This window comes from Acanthopleuribacter pedis (assembly GCF_017377855.1).
Lineage (GTDB): Bacteria > Acidobacteriota > Holophagae > Acanthopleuribacterales > Acanthopleuribacteraceae > Acanthopleuribacter > Acanthopleuribacter pedis.
In genome coordinates, this window is the sequence record NZ_JAFREP010000064.1 from 1 (window position 1) to 23,142 (window position 23,142).

At 51.8% G+C, this 23,142-nt stretch carries 16 protein-coding genes; 7 read left to right on the plus strand and 9 right to left on the minus strand.

Annotated elements, in window-relative coordinates:
• Positions 1–123 precede the first annotated feature (123 nt).
• The 7 genes from J3U88_RS33365 to J3U88_RS33395 all read right to left on the minus strand — a co-directional run bounded on the left by J3U88_RS33365 (position 124) and on the right by J3U88_RS33395 (position 12,946).
• The gene (locus J3U88_RS33365) at positions 124–4,854 is read right to left on the minus strand and encodes an RHS repeat domain-containing protein (RefSeq protein ID WP_207863556.1); all 4,731 of its coding nucleotides are present in this window, start codon (positions 4,852–4,854) and stop codon (positions 124–126) included.
• A 4-nt stretch (positions 4,855–4,858) separates the two neighbouring features.
• Complete coding sequence (locus J3U88_RS33370; RefSeq protein ID WP_207863557.1) at positions 4,859–6,043, minus strand: hypothetical protein; 1,185 nt, start codon at positions 6,041–6,043, stop codon at positions 4,859–4,861.
• On the minus strand, positions 6,040–9,120 hold the full coding sequence (locus J3U88_RS33375; protein ID WP_207863558.1) for a beta-propeller fold lactonase family protein: 3,081 nt from the start codon (positions 9,118–9,120) through the stop codon (positions 6,040–6,042). Before J3U88_RS33375 ends, J3U88_RS33370 begins: the two co-directional genes overlap by 4 nt.
• Positions 9,121–9,563: 443 nt before the next feature.
• Complete coding sequence (locus J3U88_RS33380; protein WP_207863559.1) at positions 9,564–10,403, minus strand: PP2C family protein-serine/threonine phosphatase; 840 nt, start codon at positions 10,401–10,403, stop codon at positions 9,564–9,566.
• A 564-nt stretch (positions 10,404–10,967) separates the two neighbouring features.
• A complete protein-coding gene (locus tag J3U88_RS33385; protein ID WP_207863560.1) occupies positions 10,968–11,534 on the minus strand; it encodes a hypothetical protein in 567 nt (188 codons plus the stop codon).
• Positions 11,535–11,876: 342 nt separating this feature from the next.
• Positions 11,877–12,152 carry a hypothetical protein gene (locus J3U88_RS33390; RefSeq protein WP_207863561.1) on the minus strand — a complete coding sequence of 92 codons (276 nt, stop codon included), beginning with the start codon at positions 12,150–12,152 and terminating at the stop codon, positions 11,877–11,879.
• Complete coding sequence (locus J3U88_RS33395; RefSeq protein WP_207863562.1) at positions 12,149–12,946, minus strand: PP2C family protein-serine/threonine phosphatase; 798 nt, start codon at positions 12,944–12,946, stop codon at positions 12,149–12,151. The genes J3U88_RS33390 and J3U88_RS33395 overlap by 4 nt, the downstream gene beginning before the upstream one ends.
• A 909-nt stretch (positions 12,947–13,855) precedes the next feature.
• Between J3U88_RS33395 and J3U88_RS33400 the strand changes: the two genes are divergently transcribed.
• The 5 genes from J3U88_RS33400 to J3U88_RS33420 all read left to right on the plus strand — a co-directional run bounded on the left by J3U88_RS33400 (position 13,856) and on the right by J3U88_RS33420 (position 17,742).
• The gene (locus J3U88_RS33400; RefSeq protein WP_207863563.1) at positions 13,856–15,436 is read left to right on the plus strand and encodes a hypothetical protein; all 1,581 of its coding nucleotides are present in this window, start codon (positions 13,856–13,858) and stop codon (positions 15,434–15,436) included.
• Between the two features lie 16 nt (positions 15,437–15,452).
• Positions 15,453–15,686: a hypothetical protein gene (locus J3U88_RS33405; RefSeq protein ID WP_207863564.1), complete on the plus strand. Its 234-nt coding sequence runs from the start codon at positions 15,453–15,455 to the stop codon at positions 15,684–15,686.
• Positions 15,687–15,735: 49 nt separating this feature from the next.
• Positions 15,736–16,104, plus strand: coding sequence for a hypothetical protein (locus J3U88_RS33410; RefSeq protein ID WP_207863565.1), 369 nt, complete (start codon positions 15,736–15,738; stop codon positions 16,102–16,104).
• Positions 16,105–16,270: 166 nt separating this feature from the next.
• Positions 16,271–17,155, plus strand: a complete 885-nt coding sequence (locus tag J3U88_RS33415) for a restriction endonuclease (protein WP_207863566.1) — start codon at positions 16,271–16,273, stop codon at positions 17,153–17,155.
• An 11-nt stretch (positions 17,156–17,166) separates the two neighbouring features.
• Positions 17,167–17,742, plus strand: coding sequence for a hypothetical protein (locus J3U88_RS33420; RefSeq protein ID WP_207863567.1), 576 nt, complete (start codon positions 17,167–17,169; stop codon positions 17,740–17,742).
• A 108-nt stretch (positions 17,743–17,850) separates the two neighbouring features.
• Here J3U88_RS33420 and J3U88_RS33425 read toward each other — a convergent pair whose 3' ends face one another.
• Both J3U88_RS33425 and J3U88_RS33430 read right to left on the minus strand, forming a co-directional pair.
• Positions 17,851–18,399 (minus strand): hypothetical protein, encoded by a 549-nt coding sequence (locus tag J3U88_RS33425; protein ID WP_207863568.1) that lies wholly within the window; start codon positions 18,397–18,399, stop codon positions 17,851–17,853.
• 188 nt (positions 18,400–18,587) lie between these two features.
• Entirely contained in the window at positions 18,588–18,941 is a 354-nt protein-coding gene (locus tag J3U88_RS33430) for a hypothetical protein (RefSeq protein ID WP_207863569.1), read from the minus strand.
• Positions 18,942–19,140: 199 nt separating this feature from the next.
• Between J3U88_RS33430 and J3U88_RS34875 the strand changes: the two genes are divergently transcribed.
• Both J3U88_RS34875 and J3U88_RS33440 read left to right on the plus strand, forming a co-directional pair.
• Positions 19,141–19,641 carry a response regulator gene (locus tag J3U88_RS34875; protein WP_207863570.1) on the plus strand — a complete coding sequence of 167 codons (501 nt, stop codon included), beginning with the start codon at positions 19,141–19,143 and terminating at the stop codon, positions 19,639–19,641.
• Between the two features lie 10 nt (positions 19,642–19,651).
• Entirely contained in the window at positions 19,652–20,548 is an 897-nt protein-coding gene (locus J3U88_RS33440) for a diguanylate cyclase domain-containing protein (RefSeq protein ID WP_207863571.1), read from the plus strand.
• Positions 20,549–23,142 lie beyond the last annotated feature (2,594 nt).

The following is a 23,142-nucleotide window of genomic DNA, read 5'->3' on the forward strand; positions in this document are numbered from 1 at the left end:
ACGAATGAAACCCGGCGATTTCTGTTTTGGCTCGATTCTTAGCTTTCCCAAAGCAACCTCCTGAACCTTTTCCAGGAAGTGTAGCCGTCTCGACGCTTTGCGTCTGAACCCTCGTTGGTAGGCTTACCCTTTTTTGGGACCCTTTTTGGGTTTTCGCCCTGGAATGGGGACCGGAATCACTTCCTCGGTAACGTTTCCGGCCAATTCCTTGGTGAACTCTTTACCGACGGCTTTCAGAACCGAACCGCCGAGTTTGGCTGTCGCCCTCAACGCACCGCCGCCGAAAGCTCCGGCGACTGCGCTTCCACCAACACTGGCCCAGGAAACCTTGTCCCAGTCACCGCCATTGGTGATCAATTGAGCGGTCAAATCGGCACCGCCGCCAATGACTGCACCGGCCGCGTGCCAGACCCACTCACCTTTGGGGTCAACCGCTAGGGTCGGACTGTTGTCCACGTAGGTGTAGAGGTTGAGTTCTCCGGGATCAGCCAAACGGCCCAAGGTGATGGTTACCGGGTCCGGCTGCAGAAAACGGCCGTACCGGTTCGAGTAACTCCGCGCCTTCATCCAGGTTAAGTCGCTGTCCGCCAGTCCTTGGTGACCGGTAAAGCCGCGCCCAACGGGAACGCATTCCATGTCGGATGTCCACTTCTGACCGAACGCCGCGAAGCTTTGGAAGCCCGCCAGGGAACCGGAGTCATCGGTGTAATCAGTTGGCGAACCAAGGTAATCGGAATGGAACCAAACGCGTTCGTGACAATCGGGACCGTCCGATTCGTAGATGTCCGATACAACCGGTTTTCCACCAAAATAGAAGGTTTCTTTGGTCAAGGTCAGCGATCCACCATCAAGGCGGTATTCCGCGATGGGATCGCCGGAATCGCTGAAGAGCGTGAGCTTCTTGCTGGAATCACCTTCGCGCCATTCGAGGATGCGGTTACTTTCGGGACCGTAAGCCAGACGCTCGTTCGCACCGAAACCAACGAGCTGGTTCCACGTGTTGTAAGCGTACTGCTTGCCGTCCGGCGTTCGTGAGACGTTGCCATCGAATGTGAATTCCCAGCCGACCAAGCGGTTGGTAACCGGCTCCTCGGGTGTTGCGAAGGGCGCCACGTTGATGCCTTGTTTGGCGGCGTCAAGCAAGGTCACTTTGCCGTCGCCGTCCAGGTCACGCGAGAATTCCGCGTTGCCGCTATCAACCTCGCCAAAGGTGAAGCCGTGAAGGTCGGCTACGCTGATTTCGCCGTCTTCGTTGAAGTCGGCCGTCACCGGGTACTGCATCGGCGTGTTTTCACCGTTGCCGCCGTATGCCAGCAGGTTGTTGTCGAGATCGTAGTAAAACTCGTCGAATTGGGCGTGGCCGGTTTGCTGGTCACGGTAATCGGCACGGACCAATCGCGAAAGTGTGTCGTAGCCGTATTCGGCCACTTGGCTTGGTACATCACCCTCACCAGAAAAGGATTCGTGCGTGGTCACGCGGCCGAGGATGTCAAACTTCCGCACTTTGCGAATCACCCGTTGCCCGCCGACCCAGTTTTGGTTCACCTCTTCCGCAAAAGGACGGCCGTAAGGACCAAAGAAGCGGTCTTCCTGGGTTTGGTTGCCAAGTTTCCATGCGCGCGGCACGGGATTCGGTGATTGACCTAAGCCGGGTGTGTACTCAAGGTCTTCAACCATGGTGCCGGTTCCAAAAGCCGTGGAGACAGAAGCGCCGCTAAGGTGCTTTCCGTTGTCAAAAGCATGTGTCACCCGCGAGCCGGAGGGATATTCCATCCATTCCAGGTGCCCCTCGGGCGTGTACCCATACCGCGTCGTCAAGGTGCTTCGATGTGCTTGTCGCAGCGTGAAGTGGCGCGCCGCCAAGCGGTTGGCACCATCGTAGTCGAACACCACGTCGGCTTCTTGGTTGTGGATCGAGACCAGGTTTTCATCATCGTATTCCCAGCGGATAAACGGAGGGTTCGACACTTGGGAATCGGGGTATTGCCGCTTAATTCGGCCCCGGCCGTCATACTCAAAACGGTGAACCTTGTGAGGCCCATTGCTCTGGTCGGCATCGGAAAAGTACCGGCTCACTGCCACATCACCGGCGCTGTTGTATTGCAGCTTTTGGAGGCCTGTCTCGGGATGGTACTCCTCAAGCAAGTGGCCGAGGCCGCTGTACTTTCGGGTACGCACCGCGGTGCCGTGTTCAACGCGAACAACGCGACCGAATGCATCGGTATATATCTCGGTGAGAGCGCCGGTTTGATCAAAGAACATCGCGGGCGCGCTGCCACCGTCATCGCGCTTGAAGGTTTGATTTCCCTGCGCGTCGGTGTGCATGACGCTCAAGCCGTCCCAGAACTGCCAGCGCTGGATCTCTTCGCGGTCATCGCGGGTCCGTTTGAGTTCGGTGATCCGGTTCAGCGTGTCGTATTTCCGGGTTTCGATGCCGCCATTGGGATGGGTTAGGTTCACCAACCGGTCAAGTGCATCATATTCATAAGTGAACTGGGCGTTGGGGATTTCGCTTTTTCGATGGTCGGTTTTGCGGCCGAACACATCAAAGCTAAGCTCCTCCCAAGGACCGGAAGTTCCGACTTGACGCCGGACGACAGCACCGTTTTGGATTGTGTAGCGGGTTTCAGAGGCCTCCATCAACGGATAACGCTCGAAGCGAATGCGGTCGGCCCGATCATATTCAAAGGTAGAGGTTTGGTTCAGGCTGTTGGTCCAGCTCACCATGTTGCCGTAGATGTCGTACTCGGCGGTGCGAAGGGTGATCCACGTATCACTGTCACGTACCTGAACGATGCTCGGCAACCCGGATCGGTAGCGCACCCGCATATCATCGCGGAACGGTTCAACAATGGAAACCTGGAAAGATTCATAATTGACCGGTGTCAAAACGCGGTGTTGCTGATCGGTCACCAAATCATGAGTGGTGATTTCTGTTTGGTCACCGAAATCGTTGTAGGAACGCTCAACCAAGGTTGCGGGTGTGCCCGCTTCAAACGCTTTTTGCGTTACCACGACTTGGTCGTCATCATCAGGGCCGTTGTGGTACAAACGGTCTTCAGAAACCAAGAAAACCTGGTTGTTGGTTTTTTGCGCCTCGGTGGTCTCGTACTTCAGTTCGTTTCGTTTGATGTGCCGTTCGCCCGGGGCCTTCCGGTTGAAGCGCATATCGAGCACTTCCTCGGGGCGGCCGTAGGGGTCGCTGATCCACACGACCGTGCTGCCTTCTTCAAAAGGCGTTTCGCCCTCGGTCGCAAAGCGCAGAATCGTTTGATTCAGAAGCATGGGATTGGTTCGGTCGCCGGCATCAGGTGCCGAAATGTCGTCGGCCGGAAGGAACGCATTGATCGACCCGGCCGAAAGCGGAATAAAGGGGACCTTGCCGTCCTCCGGGTTGATGCTGCGCGTGAAAAAGATCGCAGGCTCGTTGCCGTTTTCAGTTAATGCGGTTACCAGACGATATTGCGCACCCGTGATGACATTGAGGTTCCAGACTTCTTGGTGAAATTCAGCGGTGCGAATCAAACGCCCTGCATCATGGGCAAAGGTGGTGTACCGCGCACCATCGATCACGGAGCCACCATAAGTCCAGAACACATGCTGACGGCGAACATCCTCGGGGCCTTCGACCGTCGTGGTTAGGACAGCGCGCGTCGAGGTGTAAAAATTCAGCGAATCGTCGTACGTATCGACGGTGGGGTGTTCGTATTGGTAGGCCCACTCTTGATCGCCACGTTTCCAACCGCGAACCACGCGGGTATTGTACAAACCCGTTTCCGAGTTGGAGTGGTAGTACTCCTGGTCCGCATAATCGTAAGTGTAAACACCGCCCATCGGCGTGGTGATCTTATCGAGTTCCGCGTCCCAGTTACCCACCTGGGAACCGTAGTCATACTCGGTCCGCTCACCCTCACCGTTGATGAAACCAGCCAGGCAGTTACGTTCCTCTGGGTCTTCCGGCGTACCGCCGCAACGCGAGACCTGATAGGTCAAAGTTCGGCTTCCAGCTCGAATCGACGCAAGAGCCCCTTCGTTGACATGGACCAAAACTTCAGTCGTCCGTTCAAAATCTGGACGTTGTGTGATGCGAACAAAGCCGTCTTGATATTCAAAGCGAATATCGGTGTTGGGCGATTTTGGGTGCCAGATGCGCGTGGTGGCATAAGTGCCGACCGCGTGATCGACCTTCTCGATCTGGAACAACTTGCCGTCCGTATTCTGGACGTACCAGATCGGGTCGCCCTCGGTCTGGCTAGGCTCGCGCCAGGCACGCCAAAAGTCCTTCGACATGTAAGGCCGAATCAGGTCACCCGTGATTGGCGAAAGGAAGCGATAGTCGTGGGTTGGGTTCCCGGCCAGGTCGGTGCCAGTCCCATCGGTTGCCAAAAACATCCGTTGCGCCGGATAACCTGAAAGCTCAAACACGACGAAGGTCGGTTCAAGATTCAGAACGCCCCAGTTGAGCGACCAACCAACACCAACCCAAGAATCGGCTTTCCTCACGCGCAACTCATCCGCGCGGGGAATGTAGACTTTGCCGTTGAAATCGCGGTTGATTTCCAGGTTGACGCCATAGGGGCCGGGCAAGTGAAGGTCTTGGGCTTGAATGATCAGTGCGCCGCTGTAGAGGTCGATGCTTGCGTTAGGTGAGGACCCATCGAAGGCGCGCTCTAAGTCAAATTCGGGACGATCCAGGCTGGTTTCAATATCGCCCGGTGCCTTGTGAAGGCTTGGCTCATAAAGCGAGGTAGGCGCTCGAAAGCTTGGTTCAAAGGGGTTTGCGGCTTCTTTTTTGGAAGCGAACGTCGGAATGCCGACGGCAAGCAATAAGGCCAAATAAATCCATAAACGCATGGTCTTACTCCTGATTTGATAACGATACGTTGGTGCGAAGTGGGGTCAGCGTGAAGGGCAGGACGCGGGCATTTTCGGCTGTCCAGAAGAGCTGTTTCGAGACGGATGCTTTGCCGGATTGCGGGGTTAAAACCACGAGCAGGCCCATATCGGGCTGGTCCATGATCAACGCGTCCCAGTCGGGCGTCGCATCAACCACTGCCAAAAAGGGCTCGATGTTTTGATCATCGCGCGGTGCTTGAATCACCAAGCCGTGGGGATAGCCGTCCAAGCTCAAGGTGAAGGCACCTTGTTCTGGTTTCAGTACCAAGGCCTTGCCTTGCTTGTTGGTCGTCATGGTCGCGCGGTCGATAAGCTCACGCAGCGCGTTGACATCCGACCAGTTAGGATCGCCACCGCTGCAATCGATATCGGTGAGCTGGTGATAAGCGGCCTCACTCAAACCGGCTAGGCCGCAGCCGCGTTGGTTGGTCGACATGCAGCGGAACAGGACCGCGAGATCATCGAAATCAACGACTTGATCGGAACCGCCGGGAAGGTAGCGCGTCAAGTTGCCCTTGTGCATCGCACCTTCGTGAAGGACTTGAATCGGTTGGTTGCGTTGCCAATCCACGTTGAGCATGTCGCCGCGGTGGTTAAGCACCATGCTGCCGTAGAGCGGGTCCATGGCGGCGGGCCGAAGCGTGATCAAACCACTTGCCGAACTGCAGTGTGCCTGGGTCAAGCCTGCCGCGCGAAAGCGCATTTCGAACAGAACTTGCGGTTCAGCCGAGGGCGGAATGTGGCTTTGGAAATCACCGATGACCATCATCGCGCGCCAGTTGCCACGGGCGTTGTCGATCAAGGTGTCCTGGTATTCGCCATCTGGATTGCTCGGCAAGAAAGCGACATATTCTGCTGAAAGCTCTGTGCCGGTCCTTAACGGCGCGGAACCTGTAGCGTTGCGCCCCTCAACGAGGATCCAGTTGGCTGGGTACACGACCTCCACCTGGGCGGCCGAGATAGGGTCCGCATTATTGGCGGCCATCACCTGAATCCAGAACTCACCGTTGCCGGACAGTTCATGAATGCGAATTTCATGGGCCTCGGGATCATGGCCTGCCACGTTCGGTTTAGGGCGAAGAAACAGTTCGGTTGCCGTGACGTGGCAGCCCAACAGGGCAAGCAGCAAAAGGGATAAGTGTTTCACAGGGAACCTCCATTGCGAATCTGTTGGAGCAGCACGGCCAGGTTTGGACGCTGCTTGAAGTGTTTGCTCGCATTGCATCGCGGGCCGTCGTCGGTGAGGTTTCCAATCGCGATATCAAGATTGGGGCGTTGGTTCGCCAGATCCGTGATTTGGTCGCAAACACCGTCAGACAATGGGTTTTGACTGAGGTCTAAATAGATCAAGCGCGGCATGGCGGCGACATCCGGCACCAGACCGAAACGGTTGTTAACCAAGTCGAGATAGCGAAGCGCGTCGAGCTGGAGGTCTTGCGGCATTTGGCTTTGATCCCAATCAGAAAGGCCGAGCCACCAGAGGTTGGAAAGCTGCGCCGTTGGCAACACCGCGTTCTGGCTGTTGGTTAAAACCAAGATACGCAGTGCCTCGGGAATCGCCGGCAACGCGGTCAGCTCGGTATGCGAAAACAACGCCGCGATCAACGTGCTGGGCAACGCATTGATGGACGCCAGCGGGTTACGGGAGAGGTCAAGGATGCGCAAACCTTCGGGCAGGCTGCCCACTTCCAGGAGTTGGTTCCCGGAAAGGTTCAATTCGACCAAACCCACCGGCAGGCTGCCCACTTCCGTGATCCCGTGGTTGGTGAGCACGACGCGCTCCAGGTTCGGGAACGCTTCTAATCCGGCAAGGTTGGTAACCCGGTCGGCAGACTCGGGATCGGCGGGAAACTCAACTGCTGTCACGTGTTCAACTTCGGCCAGTGACAATTCTTCATTGCAATCGAGGTCATACAATGCGACCAAGTGGCCTTTGAGGATGGGGTCGGCAATGGCAAGTGCCTCGCCACCGGAAGCACTTGCTTCACTGAAGTGGATGTACTTGGGAGCCGGTACGGTGGGGAACTTCGCCAGGGCGTTGAAGTTCCGGCCGTCATAAATGTGCAACTCGCCATCGCCATTCCGGCCGAGGTCAACCCCGACATAAACCCGTTCACCATTGGGCGTGAATGAGACCAAGCTTGCCGAGATATCCAAGGAATGCTCTTGAATCAAAGACCATTCGCCGGTTGTCTCGCTTTGGGCGAAGAGTTGAACTTCACGAGGACTGGTCACACCAAGGAAGAGGCGATCCCCGGCAGGGTTCAACTGGAAAAGCGTCACACGTGTTGGAACGGTGAACTCCTGGCGAACTTGCTCCGTGGCGACATCGATGGCACTCACACGGCCGTCGCTGTAATGAAGGACTAGCAAGGTTTCGCCGTCCGGCGTCATTTGAATCATGGAAGGCCGGTAACTGAACGGAATCGTGCTAACCACCGAGGCGGCTTGAATGTCGATGACGCTTAATGAGCGGCCGGAATAGTTGAGCACGTAAGCGAACGAATCGTTTGCCACCAACGCACGTGGGGAGTCGCCCACCGGAATGTGTGACACCAAGTTCTGACTGGCGGCATCGATCAAGCTCACCGTGTCGGATGAACTGTTCGGCACCAAGACAAATTGCTCATTTGGCGTGACAACCATGTCTTTGGGGGAGCGGCCAACCCGCACATCGCGAAGTTTTTGGCCGGTCAGGTTATCAAAGAAACTTACCTGGACCGAATCCAAACCGATGATCCGGTTTTCATCGCGGGTACGATATACCTTGGTCAGGTAGCTGCTCATCGGCTGTTCGGAAAGCTGACACAGCGCATCTGCTTCTACCCAATAAAACCGCTTACCGCTTTCGGTAAACAGCAAGGTTTGATCCTGATTGTTCACGTAGGACGCATGAAGGCGGTAGTCGAAATGGTGCTGCTGCACTTGCTTGAATTTGTTGGTTGGTAAGGACATGACCAGGTTGTCTTCATCTTTGCTTGTCGAAGAACTGGTCAAGATCAGGTGCTCACCATCTGGGCTGAGCGCCATGCCGGTCGTCAGTTGGTCAATGGGGAACCGCAAGGCCTGGTTGCTTTTCAAGCGGTTAAACCCAATCACGGCATCCTGAAAACGGGCGTAGATCATGTTGTCGGCGGGGTTGAACAAAGCCTGCTTAAACAATCGCCAACTTGCATTAGCGCCGATGAACGTCGCACTATCGGCAATCCATAGCGGCCCGCCTGCCAGATCATGCAGCCGAAGCGATAAGTGCCCAAACGAGTCGCCGTGGTACACCATCATCTGATTGCCGGGAAGCCATTGGAGTTCCTCAATGAAGGAATTGGCGCGATAGGGGCGACTCAGAACCTCGTCGGTGTGCGTATCAATGTACATTACAAGGCCTGTTACTCGTGTGGTCCCGTAAGTATCAAAAGTTGCTACCGCCAGCCATCGGCCGTCCGGTGAAAGAGCCATGGCACCAGGGTTTTTCTTTACCGTGATCTCGGCAACCACCGTCTGTGTCGCCAGGTCGATCTTGGTCACCGTCGTCCCTGGCATGTGTGTTGAGGTACCGAAGTTGCTCACATACATGGTTCGCCCATCTTGTGTGAACACCCAGTCCCGCGTCGAGGTTAACAGCGTGAGTTGGTTCACCGTAGCCGCGTTGGGGTCGATGAAATACAGATTCGCGGAATTGCGAACGATCACCGTCGATTGGTCGGGGCTCAAAATCAAATCGCCGGGCTGTGAAAAGCGTGGCAGATCCATGAACCGCCACTGGTTCTCGACCAGGTTGTAGATAAAGAGCTGAGAGGGCCGCCCCCAAGGCGCCTCACTCAGCGCATACACGGTCGACCCGTCCGGGTGGAACATCACATCCATTCCGGCACCGGAAAGTGACAAGCGACGCTGAATGCGTAAGGTTGCCCGATCCAAAAGAAGGAACTGATGGTTATCCTCGGTCACCACTGCAACGGTTTGGCCGTCGGGTGAGACATCGACCGCGTAAGGACGAACCGAGTTTCGGTCATTGGTCTCCGTTTGAATCAAGGGCTCAAGGGCTAAGGATTCTTGAAAGCCGTGGATGGTTGTTGGGCCGACCCCGGCAATCGTGACCCGATATCCGGGATCCTGGGCTGAAAGATGAATCGGCGCGAATAGGCCGACCCACAAAGCGAAGCCGGCATATATACCGTGACGCAAGAGGGCATAACGATGTTCGAAGGCGAAATCGTAACTCATATTTGCTCCTAATTGGGCTAGTATTTATCTTGATAGGTCTAAAGGACGAGAAGTGTTGGAATAAAGCCATCAGATAAGATGAAGAAACCATAGGGTTTCGTTGGCAACATTTCCAACAGATGGGTGCAGCCTGCAGTCGCAAGCGGCAACATCATTAGGTGCGAGGACTCCCAGCGATCTGGGTTCAACTCAAGCTTAAAAGCCTGTTCTGAAGGTCAAAAAAGGACAGGACAGGGCAAAAGGACAAATGGGTTGGTTTCGGTTTTCAAAGTTTTTCCCGAAACCATCCGAAGCGTTCTGATAGTATTGACTTAATCTTGTTCGTTTGATTGAACATGGTTCTTCATCGGACCTATACCCTTAAGCGTAAAAATGGACGAAAGCCGGTAAAGAAATATCCATTCTTCTGGATGTTTTTTGAAAAACACCTCTTTCTTCGTACTTTATGTCAGATGAGCAACAACGACCGAGATGTTGTCTTCTCCTCCGGCAAGCTCAGCCAGCATCAACAACTGATTCGCCTTCCACTTGGCGTCATGCCCCTCGTTTAACAAAACAACGCGAATCCGTTCTTCCTGGATCATCCCGTATAAGCCGTCCGTGCAGAGCAGGATCATGTCGCCGCTTTGTAATTCCAGGGCTTTCACCGAGGGAAGATGCGATTCTGGGCCACCCAGCCGCTTGGTGAGGGTGTTGCGCAAAGGATGGCTTTCGTAGGCTTGCTTGCTGATTTCCCCGCGTTGAAGAAGGGGCATTGCTTCCGTGTCATCAACCGTCAGACACCGCAGCTTGCGATCTCGCAGCAGGTAAACCCTCGAATCACCCAGGTTTCCATAAACAATTCGCCGGTCATCCAAAAGCGCCAGGCACAAGGTGGTCCCCATGTCGGTGATCATTTGCGAGCGGCCGGTCACCGCGAGAAGGTCGAAGTGCGCTCGATGAAAGGCCTTTCCCACAATCAACTCTGGGATGCCCGATGGGTTGCTATCCGGGCGGGGACCCATGTAGGGATGCCACGCCCAGCGATTCTTATCCCAAGCAAGCGTAAGGGTTTCAGTAGCGCGCTGAACCGCAAGGTAACTCGCGACAGCGCCCTCTTGCAGCCCGCCCAGTCCATCGGCAACCATGAAAAAGGGCGGCGCTTCGCTGACGTAAAAGTCGTCCTGATTTTGTCTCCGTACAAGCCCGCGCGCGGTAACGCCAAACACATCAATCGTGAAGGGGTCCGTGGTGGAGGGTTGATCACTTTGCAACCACGGCTGCCGGAATTTCGGCCATTTCATTCTGTGACTCTCTTTCAGTCGGCAGGTAGGGCCGACAAAATGGATAAAAAAATCCGCGCCCGGCATTGCTTGCCGGGCTCAATCAGCGATCCAAAACTGCATAATGCAGATTCGAAGTGCCAAACCGGGCGCGGTCGAGGAGATTGCAATTGGAAACCCGGCTGCCATTAGCAAACGGCAGCCGGTCAACTGAACAAAAAGGGACCTAAGGAGTTTGTTGCATCGGTCATCTGTGTTCAGTTAGAAGTCGCACTGAGAACTTTGTGGCCGCTCCGTTTCGGGCTCGTGAGCAAGGTGCCTTGAGGCAGAGAGGATGCCCCTGCTCGGGAACGTGAATCGGACTTCAGCCGCGAAAAAGCTTCCCTGAATTCTCAAAATGATTCAGGTCGCCGGCGCCGGATGGGACTCGGCGCGTTTTGCTCGGTACCAACCGAACAAGTTGATCGTTAAGGACCGGATATTGGGATTTAGGACGTAAGGAACAGCCAAGCCCCTCGGCTGTCAACAAGGCTGGAGTAGCATTCCTAGTTGTGAGCAGGCAATCTCATACCAGGGCAAAGCCATTCATGGGGCGTCATCCTTAGAAGGGCTTTGCTCTGGCACGAAGGTGCCGCCGTTTTCCCATAGTTTCTTGAGCCATTGACGAAACACCGGGATGTCTACGAGATAACGGTTCAGGTCAGGATTCTTGTAGACCCCCATCACCGCGCGAGGATCTTCAAGCAATAGGGATTGATGGCGAAGCTGATGGGAACTGAATGGCGTCAAGTGGGACACTTCGGACAACAAGAAGGTGCCGGTTTGACGCAGGAGCGCCTCGCTATCCCAGCTTGGATCCACCTTCTTGAATTTCGGTGTCAGGTTTGCCCGGTAATAGGGCGCAAACACCACCATGCGAACAATCCAGTTGTTCCACAACATCCGAACCCCCATCACCCGATAAGGGTTTAAACCGGCCTTTTCCAACCGGTGATAGGCCCGCAGGACATCGCTCCTTTTGACCGGTAGGATTTTGACCACGTCCTTCAACTTGGCTATGCCGACCTGCTCGAGCAGCGTCTCGGCGGACCAGTCACTCTGCACGTTAATCCGCTTCCGTTCGTCCTCATCAAAAACATGTTTTTGGGTCACGCTTGGATCCTTTCAAAAAGCGGTCGCAGCACAATGGCAGCACACGACTCGATCCCATACATGTCCATGGGAACGAGGTCGCTGGAAAGCCACCTCAAGGACGGCTGCGACCAAAATGCGATCAAGCCTTGGAAGCCAATCGCTGGAGTTCAAATGTCGATTATCAGATTGCGAACGGGTGAATGGCTTTAGTGATTCAGGGTGGACATCACTTCAGCCGTTAAGATCACGGATTCGAAATGGAGGTGGTTTGCGTGAGGGCAGGCGTCATCGGCACGCGGAAAGATGCAGCCGTGTGCCGGGGTTTCCGGTTTAGGACGTTTTAGAGCAAAGTTTTCGCGCTCAGGAATCTGTACCAAGCCAAAGGTCGGCGAGCCATTGGGAAAAAACAGGCATTTCGACAAGGTAAGTGTTCTCCGGCTGGTGGTAGAAGATCCCCATCACGCGCCTCGATTCCGTGCACTTCTTCGCTTGGTTGCGGAACTGTTCTGGTTTAATGAATAAAAAGCGGCAAACATCGGCAAGGCGATAAGTGCCTTTCATTTGAAGGACTTCATTGGTGTCCAAATCCGACGGTCCGAGCTTCCCAATCGTGATCGTTTCGGTCGTCCGTGTCACCGGCCGCCTCCGCGAGCCACGAGGACTACCACGACTGCCGTATCTTCAGGCGGCTTTTTGGCGCGCACCGCCTTGATCAGGCTGTCGGCCGTTTCATCCGCGCTTAACCCTTTTTCTGCGATGACGGCATGAATCTCCTGATTCGTCAGAGCACTGATGCCTTTCGTGCAAAGCAGAATTCGATCTCCGTGGACAAGGCGCTTCTTAAGCAAGAAAGGCGGTTTCCTTTTGTCCGCGTTTTCAAGGGAATCAATATGTGATTGTGCATCGCCAAGCATGGCACCGGATGCTTCCGTAGAAATACACTGGAAATCTTTCTTTCGACTGAGATAGATTCGATTTGATCCGGTATGAGAAGCATAAAGTGTGTTTCCAACGATAAACGCGGTGGTCAAAGCAGCCGAAATATCGCTCCATTTCTTATGCTTACTCTTGAACTGTAGTAGGTATTCATGCGTCAAGTTTCGCGCATGGTTTAAAAGGATTTCAGGTGCATCAGCGTTTACATTTTCAGGTGGAGTGCCCCAGTTCAGCGGCCATCGCCACTGATAGTCGTCAGACCATGCATCCTCAAGACATTTTTGCATGTAGCGAGTAGCGAGCGCGGCGGCCAGCTCACCATGATCCTCCTGACCTTCTCCATCTGCCAACATAAAAAACGGAGGCACTTGGCTTAAAAACGGTACATCACTTGATTTTGTCTTCTTTTCTGCAGTGCAAAGTGATGAGGCTGTTTCAATAGTTAACTTGGTCAAACGAGAATTCTTTCTCTTTGGTAGTAGTAGCTGGAACATCCAATGCCTCCTTTTGAGGATTTCACCTGCGGGCTTTTAATCATTAGAATGTATGCATTACGTAACAAGATATCCTGAGTACCTTTACCTAACCTGGGGACAAGTTGTAACTCGAAACGAATAGGGTTTCAAGTGTAAAAAGCGACTTTTGCGTTAGTGTCTCTGGAATATACTTTTGGAATATAAAGAATATCAATACTTCCCATCAAGAAACGGCCACTTCCAAACTGGAAGGTTTTTGTTTCTAGCTATTAAGCCAAGCCTGCAACCACTTTTCGGCAACCTGTGCCGCCTCTTCCGCTGGACAAAGATTTTGTTTGCGGGGCAATCAATCACCCGCATAGAAAATGACACCAAGGCCTCGGACCCAACTAAATACGCAGCTACAAAACCAGCGAGCAGAGCCATGGAATACCGATTTTCCATCTCGAGAAGCACAACTTCCAAAGCCAAAAAACCGAAGACTAATTCATATTCCGCGATATTCCAAATCCAATCACGATATTCCGTAGACAACCCAGTCGAGTGAGCGAGAACACGTTAACAAAATCACTTCCAGTTAGTTACGATCAGAATATTGAATTTTCCATGGAACACCTTGTAAGCTAGGAGGGTCGTGATCTCTTCGATCCGCGTAACGAGCGCTTCCGGCGTAAACAGACGAGGTTCTTGTTTCACTGAAACACAGCTACAGCAAAGGGCTCCTGCCTTGGGATCTCGTTGACTGCGAAAGAACGCTCAATTAGAATATTCCGACAATTCGAGAGTTTTTACTCAAGCCATAAGGAACGGTTGCACTCCGAGCCGTATGAGGTTCCACGAGGGTAGCGGCGATTGCTCAAGCGACTTTATGGGTCGCTCGCCGAGACGGAACTTTCCTTCCTTACTTAATCAATATTGGAGGATTTCATGTCGGAAGGGTCTCAATCGAAACAAGAAACCCAAGCGTCGGATAGCCAAAAGGGAGTTTACGACCGGAATTTACTGCTGCTGGTGCCTGAGCTGGTCTACTCGACAGGCAACGTGTTTGAGCATTGGCAGCTAGATCCTAGGGTTCCCGAGAGCGAGAAAGAAGAATTGGCAAACCGGAAGGTTGTTCAATCTTTCCTGGCCCGCTTCATGAAGAGTCGATCAGACAATGTGCTGAGAGGCCTCTCCCCAGGTGACGCGCAAGCCATAAAAATCGAGCGAGCGATACGGCCAATCGCAACGCTCGAGTACGGCGGAAAGAAAAACGGAATGAAGCTCTACCTGGGAGCACAATACGCCTACTTTGCAGCTCGATACCTCGGAGAAAAGCCAACCAGGAATATTGATGAGCTGCTAGATCTAATAGAGCGCGAAAAGGAAAACCGTAAAGAGTTCAATAAAGATCTTTTTCCAGGCAATCAGGCAGTCCCTTCAGAAATAGAAAATCCCGAACTGGCTCCCAACCATCCGCTCGTGCAAAAAGTAAATACTGTAGACCATGTTGGTTCTCTTGGCCAAGGCGCCTCCCAGACAAAAAGAAAGCCACTCACGGAAAAGGTTTTGTCAAAATTCACTAAACATATGCCACAAAAAGTAATTCAAACCAAAAGCAAGATCTTAAACTATTCAACGATGTTTATCGCAGGTTTTTTAGTGAGTGCAGCTTTCGCAAGCGTTCTATGGCATCATGAGATGGATAGCCAATTAAAAGAACTTGAAGAACGGTGGCGAAATGAAGGCCCATCCTCTTTAGAAAAATCAGATTACATTTCACTTCAAAAGAATACCAGCCCAGATCTTGTTTACAAGATGTTGTGGAAAGGGGCATATGACCCCAAGATGGATACGGAAAAAATTCAGCCATTCTTTGATCACTTAGTTGCTTTCCCGGAACCCATATGGCAGGCAAGGGCGAACCAAGGTATGGCAATAGCATTTCTAAACAGAGGTGAGTTTGAAAACGCCTTTCATCACCTGACGTTAGCTGAAGAGTTCCTTATTGACACTAAGTACGCTTCTGACCTCCGGCGAGTATACCTATCAATGGCCCATTGTTTGTTCTATTCCCAAGATGCCGAATCAATGCTTGAAATGATTACAAAAGCTGAAAACCTTGATGTCAACACAAGCGAAAGCCGGATTTCCTTTTTTAAAGCGCTTTACTTTTTTCTAGTTGGAGATCCCGGAACTGCGACCGTGCACGCTGACAAATCCTTACATATTTCTCTCGCAGAAGGGGCAAAAAGCCAAACGGCCTACTACCACGCCACACTTGCCCTTTTATGTGTATCAGACAACAAGCTTGAAGACGCATACAGGCACCTAAGGCTTGCACAAGAATACGCTGTAGAAACTAAAGACCGAGCCCTTCTGTTTCAGTTGCAAGGCTACGAAATGCTTTGGGCCGAAAGAATGGGCCTGCCACCTGTTGCACTTGAAGAGGGTTCAAGCAAAGGCTTACTCAAAAATAGTGTCATACAAAGGCGCTCGTTTATCGAGCTGGCTCGAGAACATTTTTAGACTTAAGGAGTCGCGAATGAGAATTGATACTGGAATTGCTAGCTACAGGTCACAAAGCCTATATCAGGCACAAGCAACTCAGGCATCGGCAACGGCCTCGGTAAATGAAGCTCAGAAGGTCGACGCTGACACAGATAGTGCCTCGATATCTGAAAGAGCGTCCGAGCTATTTGATTCTCAGCCGCTGAACACTCAAGATGCAATCCCTCCTGATGAGCCCTTGACCGGGAACGGAGACGGCAACCCTTAAAACCAAACACATATGGCGATATCCAGCTTAATCACCGATGAGGCACTTTATGAAAATTGACTCTAATTCCTTTGACACCCTCCCAAAAGTATTCCAATCCTCAGAAAAACAAGAAAAACCTGCGCAAGCTGGTTCCATCGCCGCTGATATTTTTTTCGGATCAAGTATCGATTTCACCAGAAGGGATTTCAAAAGCTTTGGGGAAAGGCTTTCTAGCTGTTACGGAACTCGACTCTGCAGAAAAGCCACAAAGTTTGACCCCAGACAACTCGAATCGATTAAATATGGTCCTTTCAGATATGGGATACCCACCCAATACACCTTCAATAAGCAGTGGTGGCACCGGGGGCGCGCCGGACGTTCCGCCGATCAAAGACAAACCGGGGGGAGTGGGCTAATTGAGGGTATGCAGGTTTAAACACCTGCTGCATTTCTGATCCCATGACCCTTTGACACAACCGATAGGCTGCCGTATTATGGCAGCCTATCTTGTTTAGACCCAACATGAGACGTCGCGCAAGCGCGGCATGTCTCGGTCTACCGTTTCTTTGTCGATACCGAATTCATTTAATTTGAGGTCTCACTTGGAAAACTCAGTCACGCAACAGATCCCGAACTTTAAGGAACTCATGAACCCGCTCATCAAGGCCTTGGTAGAACTCGGCGGATCGGCCGAAGTCAGGGAAGCACGCCAAAAAGTCATTGAGCAGCAAGGCTATGATGAAGAAGTCACCTCGGTTCTCCTGAAGTCCGGTGCCCAAACCAAATTCAGCAACAGGCTCGGTTGGGCAAGAAAGTACCTGGTTGATATGGGCTACATGGACGGATCCACATTCGGCGTATGGACGTTGACGCCCACCGGGCGAAAGGCATATCCCGTCAACCCGGAGGAGGTCGCGGCTTCAGTAAGGCGCATGTCGACAAACCAAGGGAGCCCCGAAGCTGACCAAAGCAACACGCCGGACACTGGCCTGGTCGCGGAAGTAAGCGAGGAAGAATCCACCACCTGGCAGACGAAGCTGCACGAGATCCTACACGAGGACACCTTCTCAGCCGAAGCCTTCGCGCGCTTGGCTCAGCGGCTACTTCGGGAATCAGGTTTCATCCAACTCAACGTCGACGGCCGGGCCGAGGACGGCAGCATCGAAGGCAATGGCACGTTGCGCTTGAATCCCTTGGTCAGCGCCAAAGTCTTCTTTCAGGTCAAGCACACGCTTGAGCCCGTAACGAAGTCGCAAGTCCGCGATTTCCGCGGTGCGATGCTCGGGCGCGGCAACCACGGGCTAATCATCACCACCGGCAGCTTCACAACAAGCGCCATCGAGGAAGCAATCCGCGACGGCGTTCCATTGATTGACCTGGTCGACGGCGAACAGCTCGCCGAGCGTCTCAAGGAACTGGAGCTTGGCGTAATGACGGAGATGGTCGAGCAGGTGACCATCGACGTTGATTGGTTCGACGGCCTATAGGTGAAGCACTAGTGATACGGCTCATTTTCAAAGCGATCCAACGCCTGGCCGAAAACCAGCAAATAAAACCAGTGCGACACCACGGCAACACCAGCACTGTTCAGTTTGTCAAAATGCCTCCGGTAACCGATTGGGGAAGTGAAGCAGCCAATGCGCAAAACTCTGGGGACCTGGCCTGGATGATAAACGCACTTGACAGTGATTCACCCCTGAACGACAAACACTTCTTGTTCATGACCATCGTGAACCAAACCTACAAAAAGCGCCAAGAACCAGAGATGCGAAAAATCTGCCGCGAGATCGGGTTCAGGCACGTCAACTTGTTTTCAAAGATAAAGCCCATCATTAGCCGAGACATTGGATTTGTGTCTTCCGTCTCGACGTTCAAGCAGCTAGCCATCCTTTTGACAGAGGACGGTGAGTTTGAAGAGGCCATCAAATTGAGCCGCCGCGCCATTCGGTTCGGGGTGCATGATGGAACCGATTCAGGCTTTGAAGGTCGGATTCAGCGAATCATCAAGAAGGCCGAAAAAGCCGGGGTTCAGATTCCGGCAAAATACAAAAATCCAACTGAACCAAAAACCTAACCATTGCGCTTCAACCCGGTGTGGCAGGCACAGGACTCCTATTCTGTGCCCGCCATGCCAACCGGAAGGATGCGCCTTGACAGACGAAAATCGTCCCCAAATTACCGGCTAGGCTACACGATCCTGAAGAGGGTCCTTTTCTGGTGGCAATTTGAGCAGCAACTCGAGCGACTTTGGGTCCTGAGCGATTGCGAGGAGCACTCCGTAAAGTGCAACGTCTGACAGATATCGCGTCGAACATTTCAGATGGCCTAGCGCGTTTCGGCTTGCGGAGAGCTTGAGATCCAGACAGACAACGCGATCCTCGATTTCAAAAAGGACGTTTTCTAATTTCTCAATACGTTTTGGCTTTGACAATTCGCCATCGTTTATTAACCGCGCGATTTCCCGCTCATCAAAACCCAGCACCGCTCGCTTGCTCGGCATCACCTGCCGGAACCAGGTTTCAAGACTGGTCAACTGTTCTTTTAGATGATTCGAGCTGACCGGGGCGGCACTACCATGGCGCGCCGCTGATTGCTTAAATCGATAATCTCGCAAATGATCCATTAGCTGATCCAGGGTCGCTGATAAAGCTTTGGCCTCAGATGCCGGCACCTCGGCAAAGTCGCGAATATCCGACAAGTGTTTCGGTGCGTATTCACAAAGCTTCATCATGGACTTCTCCAATTACCTGCTGGCGACGGAGCAGAAATTCGGCCACCGGGGTGCTAGCGCCAGGCCAATCTACCATAGCGGTCCCCAAATAGAAGCCAAAAAACCTACGCTTCAGAGCTACCCCAAGACAACGTCGCCAAGGCCGGTGCAACTGTATGGATAGGCATTTCATTTTGGTGTAAGTCACGCTAGCCAGAATCAGACTGAAATTTTATCTCGCCGTCAGGGCCGCGAACAATCACCCTTGGCTTCGGCCGGGAGCGAGGCGGAAACACAAAAGCAAGCGTTCGCTTCCCTTTTACCGGATGAACCACGACAGGGATGCCTTCCCGGCGTGCCACAAGGTCAAACTCGGCTTTCACGATTTGCTGGCGCTCCCCGCCGCCCAAGTCAAAGTAGACGTTTTGGTTGTCGTATTGAGCCTCGCGGGCTTCCAGCAAAACGAGCAGTCGAGCGACGTACTGCTCGTCATTCAACTGGATCTGCGCCCGCACATTCTTGTTCTGCTTGGGAGTACGATCTCTCTTTTTTGACTTCGCCATTTGCTTTCCTCGGCGCCTCCTGGGTGTCGAAGCATCGGCAGCGATTCCAAGCCTGATCCGAATGACTCTGGCACCAACCCGCCACGTTTTTCAGGTTCTCACCCTTGACCACCGATACGGTTGTGAAAAACGGGTCAACACACTTGCCCTGCTTTTCAAACACGCATTCTTGCAAATCCAAACCAAGGGCTAGGATCTCGTGGAATCCCAATTTAACGTTTTAATGATCGACGACGATGTGGAAGACATCTTCCTCACCCAAAAATATTTAAGGCGGGGCAACCGTCCATTTTCATTTGATTACCTGACAGCGGGTCGCCATGTGGATTTATACCTTGAGCATGAAATACCATACAATGACCGGTCTGAATTTCCCACGCCACAGCTCATTCTCCTCGATTGGAACATGCCCGAATTTTCTGGCGAGGACACCCTTAAGCTGATCCGGTCAACACAAGTGGGAGCGCTTATTCCGGTCATCATTATCAGCGGACAACATGATCACCAAACTGTCGTGGAGGCCCACAGGGCTCGTGCCAGCGCATTTATCGAAAAGCCCAAGAGCATGAGCGCCTCCATTCAAGTCTTTCAGGCGGTAATGAGTTTCTGGTCCTCAATTGCGGCATCACCAACAAGAGCAAACATCCATTCACCCAGTGAAGATGAACCGGCACAAGCGAAGCGCTCGACTCACTTATAAGGAGGGAGAAGTGACCCAATCTCCAAAACCAAAGATTTTGATCGTGGATGATTGCCCCGTAGCCCTAAAAACGATGACGCACCTTCTTAAAAACCACTACCGTCTTTATTCGGCTGTAAATGGTACTCAAGCAATAGAATTAGCAAAAGTTCAGGTACCGGATCTCATTTTGCTGGACGTGAATTTACCGGACATTTCGGGTTATCAAGTGTGCGCGGAAATCAAGAAAGACGCCTTCCTATCCAACATTCCCATCATCTTTGTAACCATCCAAGATGAGGAAGACGAGGAGCTGCGCGGCCTGGAAGTTGGTGGGATTGACTACCTGATCAAACCGGTCAACGTGAAACTGACCCTTGCTCGAATCAAGAACCACGTGGCCTTGGCCAGATACCAAAAACAGCTCGCCTCATTGTCGATGGAGGACACCTTGACAGCGATCGGAAACCGGCGATGTTTCGAGAACCACCTTCGAACCGAGTGGGTTCGCGCTTCACGTAGCTCAAAGCCGTTAAGCCTGATTCTTGCCGACATCGATTATTTCAAAGGAATCAATGATACTTATGGGCACCCAGCAGGGGATGATTGCATCGTTGAAGTGGCAAAAACCCTGAAAAACTCGGTGCGCCGCCAGTCGGATGTCGTTTGTCGAATTGGCGGGGACGAGTTCGCTTGCCTACTTCCCGAAACGAGCAAGGATGGAACCCAGGTTGTCGCCAGTTTAATTTCAGATCGCTTGGAAGCATTAAACCACTCGAACAATCTGAATTTCCAAGTCAATTTGTCTCTAGGCATTCACACGCTCTCGTTCCCCAATACGGCCAAACCCAAAGAGCTTGTCGCGAAAGCTGACGAGAGTCTGTACCAAGTGAAGAAAAGCAGGCCGCCACGAAGAGCGTGTGGTTAGTAACCATCCCCGACCCACTTTAGGATCCGGTCGAACACGGACGTGCTCAACTCATTCATATCGCTAGAAGGTCGTCACCAAGCATTTCTGGCAACTCGGGTTGTCCACAATCCACAAAGTTACGAAAACCTTTCTTCCTGAAGCAATCATTGAGGTACGCGACAAACGTTGTGCGCTCGCCGTCTAGGTCAAGGATTGGGTCTACGTTGCAGTCTGGAACGAGGACGTTAAACGGGGATCTCTCGCTCACATATTCCTAATGGAGCCTATCAGGTGAGAACGCCAACGGGAATTGCTCAGCGGATGAGTTGTCACTGTACCATGACCCGTGGGGGCTTAATTTCTCAAGCAGGCTACCGTGCTACTTGGGTCGAAGACTGCCGAGAGTGGCCTCGCACCAACCAAACTTAAAAAAAAAATCGACATGGGGAATCATGGCTGAAACTTTTTTGCTGTCCGAGGGTCAGCATGCTCATCGTTCTTCGGTGAGTAACCGCGATGACGATCAGATTGGCTTTCCCGAACGGAAGCCATGTATTCGACCTTTCAACCCAGAGGGTAACCTCGCGAATCCATGACTGGGCTTCATGCTGATGGAACCCAGGTAGCCGGGTAGGTCCCGGCAAACAACCATGAGCAATGTTTAACAAGGTAGCTTTTTGCCGCGGCTGAATTAAATTTATGTTCAGGAACCTTCTTCGGATGTTTGTGCCTCACAAGGCGCAACGCGCCAAATGGACCTGAGCAGCCGCGGCCTTTTTTTGTTTTAGGGGCGACCAGGCGAAGGCACGTTCTGAAAATGGCAAGCCAATTTCAGTTTGCACCACAATGAACGGTTCTACTATGGCTTCGAGCTATCTGGTGTCATTACCGCGGATGTGGGCTTTTTCGAACGCCACATGAAATTGCGCGAGCCATTCCCCCTATACTCGACCCGTTTTATACGCACCGCTCGTCACTCCTGCCGACAACGCGCTTTCATGTTCAGAACGACACATTTAATCATCTTTAAACACTTTGCATTATTCTGCCTAGCCAGTAACGACCGCCTATTGATTGTGCTAGTCGGCTCCTGGTTTCCCGACCAGGTGTGTGCTTGAGTTGAGCCCAGCCCCGGAAGTCCTCGCACCTTTCCTTTTTCGGTTGCTCCAAAAACCCGTCAGGGAAACGGGACCGATTCAGGTAAAATCATGCAGATAGACAAAACCGAGAATAGAGTTTGAAAGATTTAGCTAATGATGAGAAGGTATCTTCCGCGGACAGAGATTGGATAAAACAGGAAATGAATGAGGTTGCATCCAAGAAGAAAAGCCACATTTGAAATCCGTCAAGCAAAGATTTTTCTCATAAACGCGTTGGAAAAAACGCCAAAGGAAATGGTCATGAGCACGCTCACCTTTAAAACAGAAGTGATCAAAAAAGCCAGCATAAGCTGGATGACTGTGTGGCGAAATAATATAAAACGGTAGATTGAATAAGCAAGAAAAAAACAGAAGGAGTTCTCGTACTGCCCGCTCCAAAACAACACAGCCGCTTTGTCAGAAAAGTCGTTTGTTGGAGAGGACTTTGGGCATTATACGACTATGGGCAGGGTATGTCCGAGGCGAGCAATGGGAATCTTGTAATTCCCTTATGGCCGGAGAAAGAGCATGCATGAGATATGCGCAACTGGTGATTAATTAAATAATAGACAAAGATTTTTTTCCGTAGATGAAATTCTTGATAAACTCATCTCGATAATGAAATGAAAAGGTATTCACCCTAGTGTCTTTTTTGCAAATGAAAATAGGCGCGTAAATGCAACAGTTGAAGATTTAGATAAAAACCTAAAGTCTAAATTCACAAGATACGCTTGAAGTCCTTACCAAATAGACCATTTCATATGCGGGTCAAAGTAATAAGTATTCGATTCGACTGGAGGCGCTAAGTCCTAAGAGGGAAGCTCAAGGGACGAAATTAGCGGCACAGTCAAATTTCATTCACACCCATGACATTTTATCAGGGACACCAGCAAGGAAGGGGTGCATAAAATAACCAGAAAGTAGTTTAAGAACGAGGTTTTAAATATGGAAATGACCTAAATATTTCATGTTGTTTTTCGAGTACTAAAAAGCTGTTATTGGGTTTATAAAGCTTGCGTCTATAAATGTTTTAATTATTGACAATCTATAAAAATGCTTCTGTTCAAAGGGTAGATTGTCAAATACGCCATTGCAAAAGGCATTTAGACGATAATTGGATGTATCTCCCTAACATATGAGTTAGAAAGAGCAGGAACAACCTGGAACCTTTTTCAAAAAATATCAGACTTCTGAAGTATTTTCTCTGCCAGGAAGATAAAGAGAGACCTACTTCAGTCTAGATATTCATGATCTCGAATTTGCCGCTCTCTAGAGACAATGCCGTTAAGTTAAGAGAGAAAATTACAGATTAACCTGTTTGTAACTAAGTGTTTATGGTAAAATTTCGGCATGAGACATGCTCTGGCGGGCTTGATTGATAAGCCCACCGAAATTTATTCTCAAATGAGGTTTTTATGACAGGAGGAGAGGTTAATTAATCGCTGATTTAAAACCAGAAAAGGTCAAAAAGTC

Excerpts from the sequence above, each read along its gene's own strand:
- J3U88_RS33365 (WP_207863556.1), bottom strand. The coding sequence starts at position 4,854 with ATGCGTTTATGGATTTATTTGGCCTTATTGCTTGCCGTCGGCATTCCG.
- J3U88_RS33375 (WP_207863558.1), bottom strand. The coding sequence starts at position 9,120 with ATGAGTTACGATTTCGCCTTCGAACATCGTTATGCCCTCTTGCGTCAC.
- J3U88_RS33380 (WP_207863559.1), bottom strand. The coding sequence starts at position 10,403 with ATGAAATGGCCGAAATTCCGGCAGCCGTGGTTGCAAAGTGATCAACCC.
- J3U88_RS33395 (WP_207863562.1), bottom strand. The coding sequence starts at position 12,946 with ATGTTCCAGCTACTACTACCAAAGAGAAAGAATTCTCGTTTGACCAAG.
- J3U88_RS33400 (WP_207863563.1), top strand. The coding sequence starts at position 13,856 with ATGTCGGAAGGGTCTCAATCGAAACAAGAAACCCAAGCGTCGGATAGC.
- J3U88_RS33405 (WP_207863564.1), top strand. The coding sequence starts at position 15,453 with ATGAGAATTGATACTGGAATTGCTAGCTACAGGTCACAAAGCCTATAT.
- J3U88_RS33410 (WP_207863565.1), top strand. The coding sequence starts at position 15,736 with ATGAAAATTGACTCTAATTCCTTTGACACCCTCCCAAAAGTATTCCAA.
- J3U88_RS33425 (WP_207863568.1), bottom strand. The coding sequence starts at position 18,399 with ATGATGAAGCTTTGTGAATACGCACCGAAACACTTGTCGGATATTCGC.
- J3U88_RS33430 (WP_207863569.1), bottom strand. The coding sequence starts at position 18,941 with ATGGCGAAGTCAAAAAAGAGAGATCGTACTCCCAAGCAGAACAAGAAT.